Consider the following 16608-nt stretch of genomic DNA (forward strand, 5'->3'; position numbering starts at 1 on the left):
CTGCTTTAACCGATATCTTCAGGCACCCACACCGTGCCTTCCATCAGCCGGCGTGCGCTACGGCTCATCGTCACCTTGGTGACGACCCACCCGTCATCACCCTCTTGCGCTTCGGCGCCTACGGCCAAGACGCCCGACGGATGTCCGAAGCGGATGCCGGTGCGTGCGCCGCCCAACACGTCCGCCACCACCGTGCCAGGAATCGCCGCTGCCGCGGCAATGGCGACCGCGCCGGTGCCCGTCATGGCATGGTGCAGCTTGCCCATTGAAAGGATCCGTACCGCCACATCCATATCATTGGCGGCCACGGCCTTGCCGCTGGACGACGTGTACGGCGCAGGCTTGCCCACAAACGCAATCTTGGGCGTGTGCTGACGTTTTTCGGTGGCATACGCCGCCGTCTCGGCCAGGCCCATCACGACCGCGCTGTGCGCACGGATCGCTTCGAAGCGCTGCAGCAAGCCGGCATTGCCGTTCACGTCGGGCTGCAATTCCACGCCATGCAGATCCATCGCCGCGGCGTGCACAAAGATCGTCGGGTTGCCGGCATTGATCAGCGTTGCGACCACCTCGCCCACACCCGGCACCTGCATGGTGTCCACGACATTGCCGGTCGGGAACATCGCCCCCGACTCGCCATCGTCGGCACCGGGATCCAGGAACTCGATGCGGATTTCGGCCGCGGGAAACGTTACGCCATCCAGCTCGAAATCACCCAGCTCCTGTACCTGCCCACCCCGCATTGGCACATGCGCAATGATCCGCTTCTGGATGTTGGCCTGCCAGATCCGCACGGTGGCGACGCCATCGGCCGGCGCCTCGATCAACCCGCGATGGATCGCGAACGGCCCCACCGCCGAGGTCAGGTTGCCGCAATTGCCGCTCCAGTCCACCAGCGGCGCCGTCACCGCCACCTGCCCGAACCAGTAATCCACATCGCAGTCCGGCCGCGCGCTGCGGCCCACGATCACCACCTTGCTCGTACTGGACGACGCCCCGCCCATGCCATCGATCTGCTTGTCGTAGGGATCCGGGCTGCCCATCACCCGCTGCAACACTGCGTCCCGCGCGTTCTGGTCTGCGGGAAGGTCTTCGGGCAGAAAGAACACGCCTTTGCTGGTGCCGCCCCGCATGTACAGGGCACGGATGGGACGTTGGGCAACGAAGGCAGTCATGCGGGACTCACTGAAGACAATGGATAGGCAGCTAAGAATCGTACAACGAGATGGCGATGAGAGCTAAGTGACAGGCTTGTTCAAATGACCTGCCCCTGTGCGGCGGGCCATGCTCGGCCTGTCTGTACGGTGGTCCCTCTGTGCGGATGGCGACGGCTGGCTTACGATCTGGGCGACGCCTTTTCTAAACGTTGCTCAATATTCCGCACGAGACATCAATGGCTTTTACAACGAAGCAGAAACGACGCTTGTGGTGGCTGGCTGGGACGGTGGCTCTGCTGGTCATGCTGGCACCCTTTATTGTGGTCGGGGCATTCATGGCCGTGCGGTATCACGACGTGGCCACCATTCCGCGCGATTGCGGGCCATGGTCGCAGGCCGAGGTCGACGGCCTCATCACCGACAGCATGATGCGCATGGCGCAGCGCCAACCTGCGAAATGGGCGGGCTTTACCGGACCCGTGTTCGCGCCGGTCCAGCCCCAACAGGGGCCTGCGATGAAACAAACCGGGCTGCGGTTGCGAGAGGTGGTGGTGCGCAGGACGCATCAACCCGATGAAGTCTGGATTGCCATGGTGGACTGCGCACGCGGCGTGGAATTTGCCGGCCCGCGCCCGATCGGTACACCCACCTCCGCCTATCCGCCAAAGTAAGGTAGTCCGTTCAAGCCGGCCAATGCACGCAGGTCCATTAATGCAGGCCCATTAATGCAGGTCCATACATGCCGGCCGCACGAGCGTCAACGACGCTGCCGTTCAGTCGTCCGCCACATCCAACCCCGGAAACAGCACTTCCGTAAACCCGAACTTCCCGAAATCCCGGATCCGTGACGGATACAGCCGCCCGATCAAATGATCGCATTCATGCTGCACCACCCTTGCATGAAACCCGTCCGCCACGCGATCGATCACCCCGCCATCCGGGTCCACGCCCTGATAGCGGATCGACGTCCACCGTGGCACGGAACCGCGCAGCCCTGGTACCGACAGACACCCTTCCCAGCCCTCTTCCTCATCCGCCGACAACGGCGTGATCACCGGGTTCAGCAGGATCGTGAACGGTACAGCCGGGGCGTCGGGATAGCGTTCGCTGCGCTCGAACCCGAAGATCACCAGTTGCAGATCCACGCCGATCTGCGGCGCGGCCAGGCCGACGCCGCCGGCGGCGCGCATGGTGTCGAACATGTCGGCGATCAGCTCGCGCAGCTCGGGGGTGCCGAATTCGGTGACGGGGGCGGCGACGCGCAGCAGGCGCTCGTCGCCCATCTTCAGGATCTCGCGAATCATGGGCGTACCGGAATCAGACCAGGGGCTGGTTGAGGATGCCCTGCGCGGCGGGGCGGGCGGCCAGGGTGTCGAACCAGCGGCGCACGTTGGGGGTGTCGGGGCGGTCGATCGGCAGGTTGAGCCAGCGGTCGGCCACACAGCCGACGATGATGTCGGCCATGGTGAAGGTGTCGCCGGCCACATGCTTGCGGCCTTCCAGCGCGTGGTCCAGGATGCGCCCCAGGCGGGCGCACGCGGCGATGGAGTCGGCGATGACCTTGGGGTCACGCTTGTCTTCAGGGGTGCGGATCAGTTGCCAGAACACGGGGGTGGAGGCGGGGCCAAATTCGGTGGCCTGCCAGTCCATCCAGCGGTCGGCTTCGCCGCGCTTGCGGGTGTCGTCGGGCCACAGGCTGCCGCTGCCGTACTGGGCAGCCAGGTAGCGGACGATGGCATTGGATTCGGACAGGATGTAGCCATTGTCATCCAGGGTGGGAATCTTGCTGTTGGGATTCATGCCGATGTATTCAGGCGTGTCGAGGCCGCCGAAGGCCCCGCCCACGTCGATGCGGTCGAACTCCAGTCCCAACTCGCGCGCGGCCCACACGACCTTGCGTACGTTGATCGATGTGATGCGGCCCCAGATCTTGATCATTGAGTGTCTCCGAAACGTAGCGGTGGACGCGTCAGGCGTCGTGGATGTCGGTTCGTGCCAGATCGATCGCCGCCGCGGCCACCGCATCGAGCACGCCAGGTAAGTCGGACAGCACCGGCAGCACGCGCACGCGCATGCCGGGGTGACGGGATTGCGCCGCGCGCAACATGTCGGGCAGGTCGCGCACGACGTGGCCGGCGCCCGACCAGAACACGGGCAGCAGGTCGACCTGCCGGGCGCCCTGGGCGGCCAGCAGGTCGACCGCGTCCTGCAGGGTCGGCGTCATCAGCTCAAGGAAGGCGACGGCCACCGGCAGTCCGGGTTCACGGGCGCGGACCGAGTCGGCCAGCCGATGCAGCGGTTCGGCCCACCGGGGGTCGCGTGCGCCGTGGGCGAACAGAATCATCGCGCGAGGGTTGGCACCCTGGGCGGTGGCGGCATCGGAAACGTCGCTCATGTCGTTTGCCGCAGCGACGTCAAGCCCTGCGGTGACATCCATCTCATCACGCGTATCAGGCCGGCCGCTCATGCTGCGCCCCCGGACAGACCCATCTCGGGCAACGCGCCGCCTGCCTCCCCCGCCTTGATCCGCCCGACCGTCGCCACGATCGCATCGCGTTGCCGCGCGATCGCGTCTGGCAAGGGCTGTTCGCCCATCTGCACCGCGCGGATCCAGTTGGCCGTGGCGCCGGCATCGCGATCGGGCAGCGCAGGCAATTCGGCAGGACTGCCGGCGGCGGCGTCGATGACGGTTGTTGGCACGCCGCCCAGCCATTGCACCACGGCCTGCGGTCGCCGCACATTGGCCACGGCTTCGCCTTCGGTGCCGCGCATCAGCAGGCTGGCTTGCGGTTTGAGCGTGAACAGCTCGCCCAGCATGTCGCCAAATTCCGGATGCGTGTAGGCCGACAGCAGCAGGCTGGGCCCGGCCACCGGCCGCAGCAACTTGGCCAGGGTGTGCGAGACATTGCGCACGCCCAGCACCCGCCGCAGGCCGACCAGCCGGGCCAGCCCCGGGCACGCGGTACCCAGCGGCAGATAGGCCAGGCGGTTGGCGGCCAGTTGGGATGACGCCTCGGCCGCGCTGCTGGCGGGGGACACGCCCAGGCGCTGCAGAATTTCGAGCGTGGTGATGCGCGTCTTGTTGGACCCGGCACCCTGCGCAGCCGGGTCGGACGCCTGGCCGTGCATGATCACCGGAATGCCTGCCTTCGCCAGCGTCAGCGCCAGCAGCGGGACCAGGTTGGGGGCGTGACGCGATCCGTTATAGGTGGGCAGCACGACCACGGGTGTGTCGCTGCCCGACGTGACGGCCACGCATCGCGTATCGACCGCATCCAGAAAGCCGGCGATCTCGGCCGCGACTTCGCCCTTCATGCGCAGGGCGATCAGCACGGCGCCCAGCTCCAGGTCGCTCACGCCGCCGTCGAAGATGGCTGCCATCAGGCTGTGCGCCTGTTCACGCGACAGTGCGCGCGATCCGTCTTTGCCACGGCCGATCTCGCGCATCAGCGCGGCGCAGGAAAAGGGGGTGGCGCTCATGTTCACTGGGTTCCCAAGGGTTCGTCATTCAATCGCGGCAAGGACACCGCCGGCATCACACCCGTTTCATCAACGCGTTGATGCGGTCGGCCGCCGCCAGCAAGGGAGGCAACAGGCGCTCGCGCATCTGGTCGGCGGTGATCCGGTGGGCCTGCCCGCTCAGGTTCAGCGCGGCCACCGTCCGGCCGTTTCGGTCCAGGATGGGCACGCTGATCGCAACCAGGCCGGTTTCCAGTTCCTGGTTCACCAGCGACCAGCCCTGCTTGCGCACGTCCAGTATCGCCTGTTTGAGCTGCACGGGGTCCACCAGCGTCAGCGGCGTATGGGCTCGCAGGTCTGACCGTTTCAGCACGGCGTCGATCTGCTCATCAGGCAGGCCGGCCAGCAGTACACGCCCCATCGCCGAACAATAGGCCGGCAGGCGGCTGCCAATGCCCAGGTTGATCGACATGATCTTGCCGGTCGGAATGCGCAATACGTAAACGATATCGACGTCGTCAAGCACGGTGGCCGAGCACGACTCGTGCACCTCGGCAGCCAATGCTTCCATGATCGGCTCGGCCAGATCCCAGAAAGGCATCGACGTCAGATAGGCAAAACCCAGTTCCAGGATACGGGGGGTCAACCGGAACAGCCGCCCCTCGTTCGTCATGTAGCCCAACTGCACCAGGGTCAGCAGGATGCGCCGGGCGCCCGCGCGAGTCAGCCCCGATACCTCGGCCACCTCGGTCAGCGTCATGGCGGCGCGGCGCGCATTGAACGCACGAATCACCGACAGCCCGCGCGCAAAGGATTGCACGTAGGCGTCGCCGGGGCGAACATCTTCCGGCGCGTCTGACGTCAAGGCATGCATGCGCGTCACGCGGCGCCTCCAAGCAGGCGTGCGCGGGCCGCAAGATATTCGCGTTCGAGCCGGTCCGCCACCTGCGCGGCCGGGATGACGGCATCGATCTGGCCGACGCCCTGCCCCGCGCCCCAGATGTCGCGCCAGGCTTTTGCGCCGCTGGCGGGATCGGCGTCAGCGGTTTTCGTCAGCGTGTTCAATTTGCTCTTGTCCGCCTTGGGAAGATGATCGGGATCCAGGCCGGCGGCCACGATGGACGCACGCAGGTAGTTGCCGCTTACCCCCGTGAAGAAGTCACTGTAGACGACGTCTGCGGCCCGCGCGTCGACCAGCGCCTGCCGATGGTCGTCGCTGATGCGCGCCTCGGGCGTCGCCAGCCATCGGGTGCCGACATACGCCAGGTCGGCCCCTGCGGCCTGGGCGGCAAGTATCGCATTGCCCGACGCGATTGCGCCCGACAGCACCAGCGGACCGTCGAAAAACGCGCGGATCTCGCCCAGCAAGGCAAACGGCGACAAGGTGCCGGCATGCCCGCCCGCCCCCGCCGCGACCGCGATCAGCCCGTCCACGCCGGCTTCCAGCGCCTTCTGGGCATGCCGCACATTGATCACGTCGTGCAGCACGATGCCGCCATAGGCATGCACCCGCGAGATCCACGACGATTCCGGCGCGCGCAGGCTGGAGATGATGATGGGCACCCGGTGCGCGATACACACGTCCAGGTCCGCCTCGAGCCGGGTGTTGGACGCATGCACGATCTGGTTCACGGCCACCGGGCCGATCACGGCATCGGGATGCGTCTGCCGGTGCGCGGCCAACTGGGCGTCGATCGCCGTCAGCCAGCGGTCCAGCTCGGCTTGCGGGCGGGCGTTCAGTGCGGGAAATGACCCCACGACGCCCGACAGGCACTGCGCCACGACCAGCTCGGGCCCGCTGGCGATGAACATGGGAGCACTGACGACAGGCAGCCGCAGGCGGCTGAGTACGGAAGGCAATGACATGGGGATACCCGGAGGCGTAAAGACAAGGCCGGGCCGCGCAGGAACTGACGCGGCCCGGTAGTGCGCGTCATCCCCTGAAGATCAGCATGGCATGACGCGCGGCGCTGTGCGCCGGATGGTCTGGACCGTAACGATCAGACCATTTCCACGGCCATGGCTACGGCTTCGCCGCCGCCGATGCACAGGGTGGCCACGCCACGCTTGCCGCCGGTCTTGCGCAGACCGCCGATCAACGTTGCCAACAGACGGGCGCCGCTGGCGCCGATCGGGTGACCCAGCGCGGTGGCGCCGCCGTGGATATTGACCTTGGAGGCGTCCAGCTTGTGGTCTTCGATGGCAGCCATCGCCACGACCGCAAAGGCCTCGTTGACCTCGAACAGGTCCACGTCATCCGCCTTCCAGCCGGTTTTATTGAACAGGTTCTTCAGGGCGCCGACCGGGGCGGTCGTGAACCACTTCGGTTCCTGCGAATGCGAGGCGTGGCCGACGACGCGTGCCAGCGGCTTCAGGCCCAGTTCCTTGGCGGTCGATTCGCGCATCATGACCATGGCGGCCGCGCCGTCCGAAATCGACGACGAGTTGGCGGCCGTGATGGAACCGTCCTTCTTGAACGCCGGCTTCAGGGTCGGGATCTTTTCCGGCATGGCCTTGCCCGGCGCTTCGTCCTTGGCGACCACGACTTCACCCTTGCGGCCCTGCACGGTGACGGGAGCGATTTCCCATTCGAAGCTGCCGTCTTCGATGGCGGCGCGGGCGCGCTTCAGGGATTCGAGCGAGTAGGCGTCCTGCTGCTCGCGGGTGAAGGCGTACTTGTCGGCGCAGTCTTCGGCGAACACGCCCATGGCGCGGCCTTTGTCGTACGCATCTTCCAGGCCGTCCATGGCCATGTGGTCATAGATCGTGGCGTGACCGAAGCGGATGCCCTGGCGGGCCTTGGGCAGCAGGTGCGGCGCGTTGGTCATGCTTTCCATGCCACCGGCCACGGCGATGTCGATGCTGCCCGCCACCAGGGCATCGTGCGCGATCATCGCGGCCTTCATGCCCGAGCCGCAGATCTTGTTGATGGTGCTGCACGCGGTGGTCTGCGGCAGGCCTGCGCCCAGCGCGGCCTGGCGGGCGGGCGCCTGGCCCTGGCCGGCCTGCAGCACGTTGCCCATGATGACTTCCTGGACCTGTTCCGGCTTCAATCCGGCGCGCTCGACCGCGGCCTTGATGGCGACCGAGCCAAGCTCGTTGGCGGACAGAGCGGACAACTCGCCGAGCATGCCACCCATGGGCGTGCGTGCGATGGAAACGATGACGACGGGATCGGACATGGAAAACTCCTGATTCGATAGAGGGTATGCACTTATGCGGTAACTGAGCGGGAACCCGCCTTCTTCTTCTTGCTTCCGTATTCCGACGGACCTTCCTTCAACTGGTCCAGCATTCGCCGACCCATGGCTTCCTGGGCATCGATCTCGGCCAGGGTGAGATCGATATCTTCGCGGCGGCGCTCGAGAATCTGCCGATGCTGACTCAGCACCGACAGGAACTCCTTCAATTGCGGGACAGTGTCTTTGGGCTCATCGTACATGTCGAGCAGGTTGCGGATTTCGGCCAGGGACAGGCCAAGCCGCCGACCCCGCAGGATGAGCTTGAGGCGGGTGCGATCGCGCGCGGAATAGACGCGCTGCGAGGCTTCCCGGGTGGGCGAGAGAATGCCTTCGTCTTCGTAGAAACGGATGGCCCGGGCCGTGGCGCCGAATTCGCGCGCCAGGTCGGAAATCGTGTAGGTGGGCGCCGACATAGGTACACTTGCACTTTACGTAAACGTAAACCCCATTCTAGGCGGCCAGGCGTCCAGGAGCAATCGACGGCATGAACCCTCTCGAACACCAACTGCAGTATCCGTTCAACGATACCCTCCCTGCCGCCGGCACGTCCATTGAGGTTGCCCCGGGTATCCGGTGGGTGCGCCTGCCCTTGCCGTTCGCGCTCGACCACATCAACGTCTGGCTGATGCGCGACACCTACGAAGGCCGCGATGGCTGGACCGTGGTGGACTGCGGCGTGTCCCGCGACGAAGTCATGGGCATGTGGGAACAGGTGTTCGCCAACGAGCTGGACGGGCTGCCGGTGGTGCGCGTGATCGTCACCCACATGCATCCGGACCACATCGGCCTGGCGCACTGGCTGACCGAAAAATGGAATGCACCGCTGCAGATGACCATGACGGATTTCGTGGTTGCGCAGCTGTATTGCGGCGCCGATTCGGGCGGCGGCGGCGAGCGGCTCGCCCGGCATTTCGAACGCCATGGCATGACCCATCCGGAAGACCTGGACGGCGTGCGCAAGCGCAAGAGCTACTACTCGCAACTGGTGCCCAAGGTACCGTCCAGCTTCATCCGTATCGTCGACAACGACATCGTGCCGATCGGCGGCCACGACTGGCAGGTCATCATCGGCTACGGCCACGCCCCGGAACATGCGTCGTTCTACAGCAAGTCTCTGAACGTCGTGATCTCGGGCGACATGGTCCTGCCGCGCATTTCGACCAACGTCAGCGTGAACAGCGAAGAGCCGCAGGGCAACGCGCTGCAGGATTACCTGGATTCATTGTCACGTTATGTTGACGTGCCCGATGACGCGCTGACCCTGCCGTCCCATGGCCGGCCGTTTGTCGGCATCCACACCCGCATCCAGCAGCAGCATGATCATCATGCCGAGCATCTGGCGCGCGTGGTGAAAGCCTGTGCCGAGCCCAAGAGTGCGTTTGATATCGTCCCGGTGCTGTTCAGGCGCAAGCTGGACCTGCACCAGATGACGTTTGCCCTGGGCGAATCAATTGCTCATCTGCACATGCTGATGTATTCGGGAAAGGTCAAGCGGATCACGGGTGAGGACGGCGTCATCCGCTTTCAGGCGGCTTGAGAGCGTTGACCGCTTGATGCGTCGAAGGGAGCGGCCGCACGTCAGCGGGCGCGGCGCCATAGCGTTGCCGCAGTCCGCCCACGGTCAGGACGCAGTCCGCCTGGCTATCGATCGCGATATGTCAATGCGCCTGCGCGGCCGCGCCCGCCGGCAGCACCAGGCTGTGAATCGCCTCCCGTTCGGTCCGAAACAGATTGCCCGGCGCAATTATCGCCATGGCCCCTGACGCGACCAGCACGTCTTCCACCTGCTTCTTCAGCCCCGCCAGATAGACCTCGACGCCCTGCTCCCGCAGATTCCCCACCAGATAGCTCAGTGTGTCCACACCGGTGGTGTCGATACTGTTGATCGGCCCGGCATAGATCAGCACGCGTTTGATGGACGGATCGGCGCGCACTCGCGTCATGATGAAGTGTTCCAGCGGCGTGGCGGTCACGAAACTCAGTGCGGCATCCATCCGCACGGCCAGCACGTCGGGCGCCAGCGCGCCGAGTGCAAACCGCGCCCGATCGCGCAAGGTACCGTCTTCGTGCACCCCCACTTCAATGATGCGGGGATGCGCGCGGCCGTACATGAAGTAGCTCAGCGACAGGATGAAGCCGACCAGCACGCCCCACTGCAGTTGCGGGGCAGAAATCAGGGTGGCGATGGCGGTGATGACCGCAATGACCGCCTCGGGCCGCGACGTGCGCCACAGCCGCACGAAAAACGCGGGCTGAACCAAGTTCATGACCGGGACGACGATCACCGCAGCCAGAAAGGCCTTGGGCAGGTGCGCAATGGCCGGCGTCAGGAACAGCAGGCTGACCAGCACGCAGACGAAGGCAAACAGTGCCGACCAGCCGGTGCGAGCACCCACATACAAGTTGAGCGCCGAGCGTGAGAAGGACGCGCTGACCGGAAACGCACCACTGAAGGCGCTCGTCAGCTTGGCCAGACCCTGCCCGATGAATTCCTGGTCTTCATCCCACCGCTGGCGGTTGCTGCGCGAGATGGTCTTGGCGCTTGAGAGCGCTTCCACAAAGCTGACGATGGCGATCACCGCCGCGGCGGGCAACAACGCCCGGTAGTCTTCCCAGGACAAGAAGGCCGGCACGGCAAAGTCGGGCAACCCGGCGGGAAGGGCACCCACCACCGCGCCCCCCTTGGCTCCGTACCCGGTCAACCAGCTGACGATCCCGCAGACCAGCGCCGCGCCCAGCACCACCGGCATGCGCTTGCTGTACTTTTTAAGCGCCAGCAGGAAGACAAGCGTTCCGACGCCAAAGGCAAAGCCTGCCCAGTCGACCGAAAACGCGATGTCGGCATATCGTGCGGACTGGTACAGGTCGGCCACGGCCCGCCCGTCCAGTCCCAGCATGGCGGGCAGCTGCGACAGCACGATCAGCACCGCCGCCGCCTGCGTAAAGGCGCCCACGACGGTTGCCGGCAGGAAGTTGACGATCATGCCCAGGCGGAGCATGCCGACCAGGATCTGGATGGCGCCGGCAATCAGGGACAGCCAGATCGCCAATTCGACCCAGCGCGGCGATCCCGCCCAGGCCAGCCCGGACAGGGATCCCGCGACCAGCATGCTCGTCAGCGCCACCGGGCCCGCGCCCAGCAATTGGCACGACCCGAACAGCACGCTGATGACCGGCGGAATCAACGCCGCGTACAGCCCCGTGATGGGCGGCATGCCCGCCAGCATTGCGTAGGCCACGGCTTGCGGCACCAGGATCAGCCCGAGCGTGAAGCCCGCGCGCGCATCGGCCACCAGCGTGTCGGACGTGGGGCGCGGCCACGCCAGGAAAGGAAGCCAACGAAGCAGGGAAGCGTGCATAGACCAGCGAGGAGGAAGCGGACAGGCGCGTCAGGAAGGACGCGAGGCGCGCGGCTTGCGCGGCGCCCTGGAAGCGAAGTGATCGTACACCACCGCCGGAAGCAGCCGCAGCAGCCGCGCCACGACACCCATCTGCCATGGAATGACGGTGTAGCGGGTGCCACGGGCAATCGCGCGCGCCGCCTTCTCGGCAAACACGTCCGGCTCCATCAGGAATGGCATTTTGTACGGATTGTGCGCGGTCAGGGGCGTGCGGATGTAGCCCGGCGCCACCGTGGACACGCGTATGCCGTAATGCACCAGTTCGTTGCGCACGCTTTCGCAATAGGCGATCACGGCCGCCTTGGAAGCACTGTAGGCGCCGGCGCCCGGCAGGCCACGAATGCCCGCCACGCTGGCGATCCCGACGAGCTGCCCGGCCCGCCGCGCCTTCATGCCGGCAATAAAAGGCTCGAAGGTGGCGACCATGGCCACCAGATTGGTGTCGATCACGGTTTTGAAGCCATCGAAGTCATCCATCTCTTCGGTCAGGGTGCCGACACTGATCCCGGCGTTGGCGATCACCAGATCGACACGCCCGCACGCCGCCTGGAAATCGGCGGCGGCCTGGTGCAGCGCGTTCCGATCGCGTACATCCAGGGCGTAGCAATGATGCGTGCCGGGCAAGCTGGCGGCCAGCGCGTCGAGCGCCTGCTGGCGCCGCCCGACCAGGCCGATGGTGGCGCCCTGGGCCGCGTACTGGCGGGCCAGCGCCTCGCCTATGCCGCTGCTGGCGCCGGTAATGAATACGAACATCAATCTGTCTCCCGGATGTGAAGCAAGGATAGCCGCCCGCATCGGCGTTGCGTGCGGTGACCTGGACGAAAGCGTCCAGGCTCGCTGCCTGCGAGCGGAGGCATCGCGAGGTATAGTCGAAGACCCAGTTGCTGTCCTGCACGAATACGCCATGCCCAACGACACGATCGATACCTCCGCACTTGGCGCCCCGGGGCGTCTGCACCCCGAACTTGCCACCGAACTCGTCCGTATTGTCGGGCAAGAACACGTCTTTGCCGAAGCGGCGGACAAGCTCCGGTACGAAATCGGCGCCCGCTATGGCGAAGGCAAGGCAGGTTTCGTGGTGCGGCCGTCGTCAGCCACCGAAATCGGCGAGGTGCTCGCGCTGTGCCTGCGCACCGGCACCCCGCTCATTGCCCAGGGCGCCAATACCGGCCTGGTCGCCGCCAGCACGCCCAACGAAACGGGTCTTCAGGTGGTGATGAGCCTGGAACGACTGCGCGGCGACATCATCGTGGACCGCGCCAACCGCACCGCCACCGTGGGCGCTGGCGTCACGCTGCAGGACCTGAACGAGAAGCTGGCCGCCGACAACCTGTGCTTTCCGATCGATCTGGGCGCCAACCCGTCGGTGGGCGGCATGATCGCGACCAATACGGGCGGCTCGCGCCTGGTGCGGTATGGCGACGTGCGGCACAACCTGCTGGGCCTGGAAGTCGTGCTGGCGGATCCCCCGGGTCAGGTGCTCGACTTGATGACCGGCCTGCGCAAGAACAACACCGGCTACGACCTGAAGCAGCTGTTTGTGGGTACCGGCGGCGCGGGCGGCATCATCACGCGCGCCGTCCTGCAGGTGCATCCCCTGCCCCGCCAGACGGCCACCGCGCTGATCGTGCCGACCGGCCAGGATGCCATCCTGGACTTGCTGATTGCCCTGGAAGGCGAATTCGGCGACTTCCTGACAGCCTACGAAGGTATCTCCAAGACCTGCATCGAAGCCGTCCTGGATCACATGCCGTCGGTGTCCAACCCCTTTGCGCCTGAACCGATACCCGACTACATGCTGCTGGTGGAATTGAGCGCCACTGCGTCCCGCGACACCCTGGGCATGGACCTGCAGGAAGCGCTGAATGGCTTCCTGGAGCAGCACTTCGATGTGCTGGTCGCCAACGCCCTGCTGGACGGCGGCCCCGACCTCTGGAAGATCCGCCATTCCATCAGCGAATCCATCCGTCACCAGGGCAAGCTGATCGCGTTCGACATCGCCGTGCCCCGCTCGGCCATGGTCGCCTTCCGCGCCGAAGCCATCGCGATGATGGACGCCCGCTTCCCGTTCCTGCGCCTGTACGACTTCGGCCACTGGGCGGACGGCGGTTGCCACTTCAACATCGTCTGGCCCAAGGAAGCGGACCCGAAACCCGACGACGCCACCATCGAATCCCTGCGCATCGCGATCTACGACCTGGTCGTGCGCAGCTACGGCGGCAGCTTCAGCGCCGAACACGGCGTCGGCCCCTACAACGAACGTTTCTACCACCGCTACACGGCCGACACCGTCCAGGCATTTGCCGGCCGCGTGCAGTCCGCGATCGACCCCAGGCATGTGCTGGGGCAGGTGTGGTTCGGGCCGGAGCGGTAAGCGGGTTGCTGCAGTGCATGTTGTATAACAAGCGCGACTTGCCCGTTCTGCGTCTGAAAATTGCAGGGGCGACACACACGGATCCAGGGGCATGATGCGTCCTGGTCTTGCTGCTTGAGCAGACTGCCAAGACACCTTCACCCCTCGTCGACCGCCGCACGATGCGCGCCAAACCCTTCCACTCCCGGCGCAATGTCTGCCTTCAGCGTTAACGCCGGAATGTCGTAATCGCCGGCGTTCTGGGGGCGGAAGGGAATCGGCGGTGTCGTCGACAATGTATCCAGCCGATCGCCCAGCGAAGTGCACAGCGCTGCGAACTTGGCATCGTCAATCTTGCCGGTTCGGTAGGTCACGAAAGGCGGCAGGACCGCGAAGCCGGGGTAGAACAGGATGCCATGCTGAATCGGGAACAGGATGTCGTCGATCGGCCCGCCGATACCCCGCGGTGCGTAGTGGGATTCCCAGCCACCGGTCGACACCATCACCATGGCGCGTTTGCCTGACATCACGCCTTCGCCGAAACGCTCGCCCCACCGTGCGTCCGAGTGTTCGCCGACTCCGTACGCAAAGCCGTTGGCGTAGACCCGGTCGACCCATCCTTTCATGATCGCCGGCATCGAATACCACCACAGCGGAAATTGCAGGATCAGCACGTCGGCCCAGCGGAGCTTGTCCTGCTCCCATTTGATATCGGCACTCTGACGATCCGCATCAAAAGCACGCCGCGAATCGACTGACGCATCGAACCGGCCGTCCACCGGCGGATCCAGGCTGTCCCGCGCATCCAGTTCCGGTTTCCATTGCATGGCGTACAGGTCGGACACCTGTACTTCATGGCCCGCTGCGTGCAAATGGGCCACGGCAAAGTCCTTGAGCGAACCGTTCAGCGACCGGGGTTCGGGGTGGGCGTAGACGATAAGAACATTCATGATGCGGCTTCCAGAAGACGACGAAAGCAGGCAGCGTAGGCGCGTTGTCGGTATAGTGGAAATGAATTGCTGACATTCCAGGTATTGCCATGATTAATTTGCGTCGGCTGGACATGAATCTGCTGTTGACGCTGGACGCGCTGCTGGCAGAGCACAACGTCACGCGCGCGGCCGAACGTCTAGGCTTTTCACAGCCGTCGATCAGCGTGCACCTGGCCAAGTTGCGGCACGTGTTCAACGACCCGTTGCTGCTTCCCGGACCCCGCGGGATGCGTCCGACAGCACGGGCCGACGAATTGCGCGAACCCTTGCGCGAAGCGCTGGCGGCGCTGGAACGCGCGGTGCTTCCGACCCGACCCTTTGATCCGTCGACGGCCACGCACACATGGCGCATGGCCGCGTCGGACTATGCCGAATCCACCATCGTCCTGCCCACCCTCGGTCCATTGCGGAAGGCGGCGCCGGACACCCGGGTTGCCGTCCTGCCCCTGTCGATACCGCTGGTCGTTTCGCGCGCGGAACAAGGCACGATCGACCTGGCGTTCCACACGACCGCCGACAGCCCGGCCGGCCTGCATCGTCGCACCTTGTTTGAAGAGCGGTATGTACTGGCCGGCCGTGCCGGTCATCCCAAGCTGAAGCGCCGGCCCACCATTGCGCAATTCTGCAAGCTCGAGCACGTCCTGGTGTCGACCTATGGCGGTGGCTTCCACGGCGTGACCGACGACGTGCTGGCCGCCGCAGGGTTGGCCCGGCGGGTGGCGCTGTCGGTGCCGCATTTTTTGTTCATGCGGTCAGTATTGGCACAGACCGACCTGGTTGCCATGGTGCCCTGGCGGCTGGTGCGCAACGAGCCGGGACTGACCGTGGTGGACGCCCCGGTAGACGTACCGGGGTACGAGATGGCGATGTTGTGGCACGACCGGTGTCACCGCGATCCGGCGCATGTCTGGTTGCGCGAGCTCGTGGCGACGTGCACATCCGTCCCCTGATCCGCGCCGCGCCCCGCAGCCATGCCCCGATCACCGCCTGCGGGACAGAGGATCCGCCCGTACGTCCGCCTCGATACACGTCTTGCCAAAAATCGCGATGATCGCCCGCTGGGGTGGCTCGTCCATGATCGACCGGGCCAGCGTCACGGCGCGAATCAGCCGGTTTCGCACAGTGTCCTCGGACTCGCCGGAAAGATAGAGTCGTTGAAAGAGCATCATCACCAGGTCGCCCTGGGGATCGGCAACCACCGTTTCAGCAATTGCCTGCGCGCGCGCCATTGATTCTGCAGCCGTATCGTCGTTTGCCATGTCCGCGTCCCAGTAAGTGAAACTCGATTTTGCGGACAAAGAAGCACGTCAGAAATGCGCGGAAACCGACTCGATCGTTCGAACTCGGCGGATCGGATGGCACCTGTCTGCGCCCGCCGTCTGTTCCCGCCATCGGCGACTCCCTTAGTACATGCCGCCGCCTCAAACCAGCTTCAGCTTCCGCAATGCCGCCGGCACCAGTTCGAACAACGGCTTCTGCACGATCGTGGCGATCAGCGTGCCCTTGCCGCGGATCTGCATGTCCAGCTTGGCGTAATCGTAGGCTTCGGCAAAGGTCGGAAAGTCGCCGCGACCCAACCTCATCAGCGCCGCCACACGGCACGCATCGTCGTTGGGCAGGGCGTCCAGCACGTCCAGGGTGGTGCGGGGGCCGGCAACGCCGGAATCGACCGCGACGTGTGCCGACGATGCCGCAGACGCAAGAGCGCCCGAATCCGCGGCATGCTTGCGCGCGTCGATCGCAATCAGTTGATCAAGGGAACGCCGCAGGGTGGGGCTGATGACTTCGCTCATGGGCGGACCTTTCAGAGAGGGGAGATAAGCACGTGGATGCGCCGCCGCAGTCTGGTGGGCGGCGACAGCGCGTCGATGATAGAGACGTGCCCAATCCGGTAAATGCGGGGAACTACGTCAGGCGCCTGCAGCGCGCGGTGCGCCGGCACCCCAAGCCCTGCATGTAACGCCATGCCCGCATCCGTACATCCCCGTACGCCCGCCCCTGCGT

At 65.3% G+C, this 16608-nt stretch carries 18 protein-coding genes; 4 read left to right on the forward strand and 14 right to left on the reverse strand.

Annotation, left to right across the window (positions count from 1 at the left end):
- Positions 1-5 precede the first annotated feature (5 nt).
- Positions 6-1175 carry a 2-methylaconitate cis-trans isomerase PrpF gene (prpF, locus tag IE116_RS15945; protein WP_189613936.1) on the reverse strand — a complete coding sequence of 390 codons (1170 nt, stop codon included), beginning with the start codon at positions 1173-1175 and terminating at the stop codon, positions 6-8.
- Positions 1176-1444: 269 nt separating this feature from the next.
- Between prpF and IE116_RS15950 the strand changes: the two genes are divergently transcribed.
- The gene (locus tag IE116_RS15950) at positions 1445-1828 is read left to right on the forward strand and encodes a hypothetical protein (RefSeq protein ID WP_189613937.1); all 384 of its coding nucleotides are present in this window, start codon (positions 1445-1447) and stop codon (positions 1826-1828) included.
- A gap of 102 nt (positions 1829-1930) precedes the next feature.
- Here IE116_RS15950 and def read toward each other — a convergent pair whose 3' ends face one another.
- The 8 genes from def to IE116_RS15990 all read right to left on the reverse strand — a co-directional run bounded on the left by def (position 1931) and on the right by IE116_RS15990 (position 8271).
- Positions 1931-2461: a peptide deformylase gene (def, locus tag IE116_RS15955; protein WP_189613938.1), complete on the reverse strand. Its 531-nt coding sequence runs from the start codon at positions 2459-2461 to the stop codon at positions 1931-1933.
- 13 nt (positions 2462-2474) lie between these two features.
- On the reverse strand, positions 2475-3095 hold the full coding sequence (locus tag IE116_RS15960; protein WP_189613939.1) for a glutathione S-transferase family protein: 621 nt from the start codon (positions 3093-3095) through the stop codon (positions 2475-2477).
- Between the two features lie 31 nt (positions 3096-3126).
- Positions 3127-3552 (reverse strand): CbiX/SirB N-terminal domain-containing protein, encoded by a 426-nt coding sequence (locus tag IE116_RS15965; protein WP_229828214.1) that lies wholly within the window; start codon positions 3550-3552, stop codon positions 3127-3129.
- A 68-nt stretch (positions 3553-3620) separates the two neighbouring features.
- Positions 3621-4637 carry a DNA-binding protein YbiB gene (ybiB, locus tag IE116_RS15970; protein WP_189613940.1) on the reverse strand — a complete coding sequence of 339 codons (1017 nt, stop codon included), beginning with the start codon at positions 4635-4637 and terminating at the stop codon, positions 3621-3623.
- Positions 4638-4692: 55 nt separating this feature from the next.
- A complete protein-coding gene (locus tag IE116_RS15975) occupies positions 4693-5490 on the reverse strand; it encodes an IclR family transcriptional regulator (protein ID WP_189614696.1) in 798 nt (265 codons plus the stop codon).
- Between the two features lie 5 nt (positions 5491-5495).
- On the reverse strand, positions 5496-6482 hold the full coding sequence (locus IE116_RS15980; protein WP_189613941.1) for an NAD(P)H-dependent flavin oxidoreductase: 987 nt from the start codon (positions 6480-6482) through the stop codon (positions 5496-5498).
- A gap of 134 nt (positions 6483-6616) precedes the next feature.
- Entirely contained in the window at positions 6617-7798 is a 1182-nt protein-coding gene (locus IE116_RS15985; protein WP_189613942.1) for an acetyl-CoA C-acetyltransferase, read from the reverse strand.
- A gap of 32 nt (positions 7799-7830) precedes the next feature.
- Positions 7831-8271, reverse strand: a complete 441-nt coding sequence (locus IE116_RS15990; RefSeq protein ID WP_189613943.1) for a MerR family transcriptional regulator — start codon at positions 8269-8271, stop codon at positions 7831-7833.
- A gap of 71 nt (positions 8272-8342) precedes the next feature.
- Between IE116_RS15990 and IE116_RS15995 the strand changes: the two genes are divergently transcribed.
- Positions 8343-9395 carry an MBL fold metallo-hydrolase gene (locus tag IE116_RS15995; protein WP_189613944.1) on the forward strand — a complete coding sequence of 351 codons (1053 nt, stop codon included), beginning with the start codon at positions 8343-8345 and terminating at the stop codon, positions 9393-9395.
- Positions 9396-9516: 121 nt separating this feature from the next.
- Here IE116_RS15995 and IE116_RS16000 read toward each other — a convergent pair whose 3' ends face one another.
- Both IE116_RS16000 and IE116_RS16005 read right to left on the reverse strand, forming a co-directional pair.
- Positions 9517-11217, reverse strand: coding sequence for a SulP family inorganic anion transporter (locus IE116_RS16000; RefSeq protein ID WP_189613945.1), 1701 nt, complete (start codon positions 11215-11217; stop codon positions 9517-9519).
- Between the two features lie 30 nt (positions 11218-11247).
- The gene (locus tag IE116_RS16005) at positions 11248-12012 is read right to left on the reverse strand and encodes an SDR family oxidoreductase (RefSeq protein WP_373303007.1); all 765 of its coding nucleotides are present in this window, start codon (positions 12010-12012) and stop codon (positions 11248-11250) included.
- Positions 12013-12163: 151 nt separating this feature from the next.
- Here IE116_RS16005 and IE116_RS16010 point away from each other — a divergent pair, with 151 nt between their 5' ends.
- Positions 12164-13633 carry an FAD-binding oxidoreductase gene (locus tag IE116_RS16010; RefSeq protein ID WP_189613947.1) on the forward strand — a complete coding sequence of 490 codons (1470 nt, stop codon included), beginning with the start codon at positions 12164-12166 and terminating at the stop codon, positions 13631-13633.
- 137 nt (positions 13634-13770) lie between these two features.
- On the opposite strand, the gene IE116_RS16015 is transcribed toward IE116_RS16010, so the two are convergent.
- Positions 13771-14562 carry an NAD(P)H-dependent oxidoreductase gene (locus IE116_RS16015; RefSeq protein WP_189613948.1) on the reverse strand — a complete coding sequence of 264 codons (792 nt, stop codon included), beginning with the start codon at positions 14560-14562 and terminating at the stop codon, positions 13771-13773.
- A gap of 89 nt (positions 14563-14651) precedes the next feature.
- Between IE116_RS16015 and IE116_RS16020 the strand changes: the two genes are divergently transcribed.
- A complete protein-coding gene (locus IE116_RS16020) occupies positions 14652-15554 on the forward strand; it encodes a LysR family transcriptional regulator (protein ID WP_189613949.1) in 903 nt (300 codons plus the stop codon).
- Between the two features lie 30 nt (positions 15555-15584).
- Here IE116_RS16020 and IE116_RS16025 read toward each other — a convergent pair whose 3' ends face one another.
- Together IE116_RS16025 and IE116_RS16030 are read right to left on the reverse strand one after the other, a co-directional pair.
- Positions 15585-15863: a hypothetical protein gene (locus tag IE116_RS16025; protein ID WP_189613950.1), complete on the reverse strand. Its 279-nt coding sequence runs from the start codon at positions 15861-15863 to the stop codon at positions 15585-15587.
- Positions 15864-16025: 162 nt separating this feature from the next.
- A complete protein-coding gene (locus IE116_RS16030) occupies positions 16026-16397 on the reverse strand; it encodes a hypothetical protein (protein WP_189613951.1) in 372 nt (123 codons plus the stop codon).
- Positions 16398-16608: the final 211 nt, after the last annotated feature.

The organism is Pigmentiphaga litoralis (assembly GCF_014651835.1).
In the GTDB taxonomy this organism is placed as follows: Bacteria; Pseudomonadota; Gammaproteobacteria; order Burkholderiales; family Burkholderiaceae_B; genus Pigmentiphaga; species Pigmentiphaga litoralis.

Coding starts and splice junctions, on each gene's coding strand:
- prpF (WP_189613936.1), bottom strand. CDS start 1,175: ATGACTGCCTTCGTTGCCCAACGTCCCATCCGTGCCCTGTACATGCGG.
- def (WP_189613938.1), bottom strand. CDS start 2,461: ATGATTCGCGAGATCCTGAAGATGGGCGACGAGCGCCTGCTGCGCGTC.
- IE116_RS15960 (WP_189613939.1), bottom strand. CDS start 3,095: ATGATCAAGATCTGGGGCCGCATCACATCGATCAACGTACGCAAGGTC.
- IE116_RS15965 (WP_229828214.1), bottom strand. CDS start 3,552: ATGAGCGACGTTTCCGATGCCGCCACCGCCCAGGGTGCCAACCCTCGC.
- ybiB (WP_189613940.1), bottom strand. CDS start 4,637: ATGAGCGCCACCCCCTTTTCCTGCGCCGCGCTGATGCGCGAGATCGGC.
- IE116_RS15975 (WP_189614696.1), bottom strand. CDS start 5,490: ATGCATGCCTTGACGTCAGACGCGCCGGAAGATGTTCGCCCCGGCGAC.
- IE116_RS15980 (WP_189613941.1), bottom strand. CDS start 6,482: ATGTCATTGCCTTCCGTACTCAGCCGCCTGCGGCTGCCTGTCGTCAGT.
- IE116_RS15985 (WP_189613942.1), bottom strand. CDS start 7,798: ATGTCCGATCCCGTCGTCATCGTTTCCATCGCACGCACGCCCATGGGT.
- IE116_RS15990 (WP_189613943.1), bottom strand. CDS start 8,271: ATGTCGGCGCCCACCTACACGATTTCCGACCTGGCGCGCGAATTCGGC.
- IE116_RS15995 (WP_189613944.1), top strand. CDS start 8,343: ATGAACCCTCTCGAACACCAACTGCAGTATCCGTTCAACGATACCCTC.
- IE116_RS16000 (WP_189613945.1), bottom strand. CDS start 11,217: ATGCACGCTTCCCTGCTTCGTTGGCTTCCTTTCCTGGCGTGGCCGCGC.
- IE116_RS16005 (WP_373303007.1), bottom strand. CDS start 12,012: ATGTTCGTATTCATTACCGGCGCCAGCAGCGGCATAGGCGAGGCGCTG.
- IE116_RS16010 (WP_189613947.1), top strand. CDS start 12,164: ATGCCCAACGACACGATCGATACCTCCGCACTTGGCGCCCCGGGGCGT.
- IE116_RS16015 (WP_189613948.1), bottom strand. CDS start 14,562: ATGAATGTTCTTATCGTCTACGCCCACCCCGAACCCCGGTCGCTGAAC.
- IE116_RS16020 (WP_189613949.1), top strand. CDS start 14,652: ATGATTAATTTGCGTCGGCTGGACATGAATCTGCTGTTGACGCTGGAC.
- IE116_RS16025 (WP_189613950.1), bottom strand. CDS start 15,863: ATGGCAAACGACGATACGGCTGCAGAATCAATGGCGCGCGCGCAGGCA.
- IE116_RS16030 (WP_189613951.1), bottom strand. CDS start 16,397: ATGAGCGAAGTCATCAGCCCCACCCTGCGGCGTTCCCTTGATCAACTG.